2 protein-coding genes are annotated in these 2,566 nt (G+C 56.2%); both read right to left on the reverse strand.

Annotated features, from left to right (window positions below; genetic code table 11):
* A partial coding sequence (locus tag VJ956_RS13895; protein ID WP_324085637.1) for a TRAP transporter permease occupies positions 1–1,265 on the reverse strand: 1,265 nt, incomplete at its 3' end.
* An 83-nt stretch (positions 1,266–1,348) separates the two neighbouring features.
* Positions 1,349–2,326, reverse strand: a complete 978-nt coding sequence (locus VJ956_RS13900; RefSeq protein WP_324085638.1) for a TAXI family TRAP transporter solute-binding subunit — start codon at positions 2,324–2,326, stop codon at positions 1,349–1,351.
* Positions 2,327–2,566: the final 240 nt, after the last annotated feature.

Consider the following 2,566-nt stretch of genomic DNA (forward strand, 5'->3'; position numbering starts at 1 on the left):
GCCTCGAAATCCACCATGAAATAGACCGATGCGAAATACAGGATTGAGGGGATGATCGCCGCGATGGCAATTTCGGTATAGGGAATACCGGTAATTTCCGCCATGATGAAGGCGCCCGCGCCCATGATCGGCGGCATGATCTGCCCACCGGTCGACGCTGCAGCCTCGACCGCGCCAGCGGATTTCTTGCTGTAGCCCACTTTCTTCATCAGCGGGATGGTCAATGAGCCGGTAGATACCACATTACCGGCGCTGGTGCCGTTAATCATGCCCATCAGGCCCGAGGCGAAGATCGAAACCTTGGCCGGACCGCCACGGGAACGACCAGCCGCCGCAAAGGCGAAGTTTACAAAGTAATCGCCAACCTTCGACGCTTGCAGGAAAGCGGCAAAAACGATGAACAGGATAATGTAGGTTGAGGAAACCGCCGTCGTGGGCCCGAGAATACCCGCATCGGTATAGACCTGACTGAAGAAGCGTTGCACCGACAGTCCGGGATAGCCGAGGAAACCCGGCAGGTAGGGGCCGGCAAACACATACACCAGGAACACCAGGCCAATGATAACCAGTGCCAGGCCTGCGACCCTGCGGGTCAGCTCCATGATCAGGGCGCAGCCCGCCGCTGCAGCGAAGGAGATGCCCACCGGCGCAAACGACGTGCCCGTACTCATGCGCATATTGGTGTTATAAGCCATCAGGAAATAGCCGGCAACAGCAATCGAGCACACAATCAGCACCAGGTCAGGCACGCTGAAACGCGAGCGCTCACGCTGATGAAACCAGCTCAGAACAATACCGATAGTGGTAGCCGCCAGCAGGGGCCAGCCATAGTGCCAGGTCTCCAGCACGACGGGAATCCGCTGGGCCCCGTCGGCGATCAACTGGCTGAAAGCAAAAGTCTGATAGAGCGCATAAAGGGCGGGCAGAATCGCAACAGCACCGACCCAGGTAGTCCACCTGTGCCGGGCACCACCCTCTTCCCGGGTTGCGAAGCGGGCACCGGCGTAAAGTAAAAAGCCCAGCACAAGAGCGCCGGCAACGTGAACAATACGATAACTCCAGGTCTCCATCGGACTAATGTTCAGCGAGTAAAGATGAAACGATGAATAGCCGATCGTCAGCAGAGTAACGAATTTCAGCAGCCAGCCATCATACATCCGGCGATTGGCCTCTACCGGCTCTTCGTCGACGTTATGGGCAAGGATATGGTCTTCGTCCGACTCTACTGTCGGAGTTGGGTCCTTGGAGGGGTGCTCGGTGGTCATGTCAGGCCCTGTCTACAGGAAAACGGGGCCAGCAAAAGCTGGCCGCCAAAGGGGCCCGGCCGGACCCCTCAAACACAATGAAATTACTTGATCTGGCTTTGCGGGATCTGGTAACCGTTTTCGTTAAACCAGCGAGCGGCACCCGGGTGCCAGGGCAGGACAGTGTTCTTGGTGTAGTTTTCCGGGACAGACGTGCTTGCTGCCTTGTGGATTGACACCATCTTGTCGTTGTTTTCCATGGTCAGCTTGGTAATTTCGTAGACCAGGCTTTCCGGAACCTCACAGTTGGCAATGGCAAAGTTCCACATGGACACTACCCGGGAGTCCTGTTCCAGCGACTGGTACGTGCTTGCCGGAATAGTGAACTCGGAAACCGGATAATTGTCGGTGATCGTTTTGAGTTCTTCCTCGGTCATGCCAATGATGTTCACGTCGGTCTGAACTTCCAGCTGGCTTACGGCCGGAATGGGAATACCGGCAGCGAACGCAATGACATCAAGCAGACCATCCTGCAACTGGCCGCCAAGATCCGACCAACTGCCATTGCGGCGCTCAAACTCAACCCCCAGGGTTTCCATCATGCGCGGAAAATAAGTATCAGATGTTGAGCCCGCAGGCCCAAAGCCAATGGTTGCACCGTCGGGAATGCTGGAAATCGAGGTAATGCCGGAGTCAGCAAGGGCAGTAACGGAGAAGGGTGTCTGGTACATCGGGAAGATCGCGCAGACGTTGTCCATCTCCAGGCCTGGTGCCAGCGAACTGTTGCCTTCCAGGGATTCCCGGGCCGGGCCCATGGTAGTCAGGCCGAACTTCAGGTCTCCGGTGTGTACCAGCGCCATGTTCTGCATCGGGCCGCCGGTGATCTCGGCACCACCGGAAATACCCAGGTTCTCGGCCACGAAGTTGGCCCAGCCTGAACCATAGGCAAAATAGGTTCCGCCCTGACTGGCAGTACCGACCGTGAAGTTGTCAGGCCAGTCAGACTTGTCCTGGGCAATCACCGGGCTGGTGACCGCGAATGCCGAAACAAATGCCAGGGCCATGATGGATTGGGTTTGCATAGAAGATACTCCCGTCTAATTGTGTTTGTTGGGTGCTCACCGAAACAACAGGCCGCTCCGATGACAGTGACAGTTCGCAAGAAACGGACCAATATCAGGAAACGACGCTATTACAGCAATCTAGTACCGGGAATCAATTTTTACAACGCGATTATGGGTGGAACCGCACCCATTTGATATCAGAGATGGGTGGAAAGCTACACGAAAGCCCGAAGGGGTCGGGAGGATTATCTGTTGGCT

This window comes from Marinobacter sp., from assembly GCF_035268745.1.
Lineage (GTDB): Bacteria > Pseudomonadota > Gammaproteobacteria > Pseudomonadales > Oleiphilaceae > Marinobacter.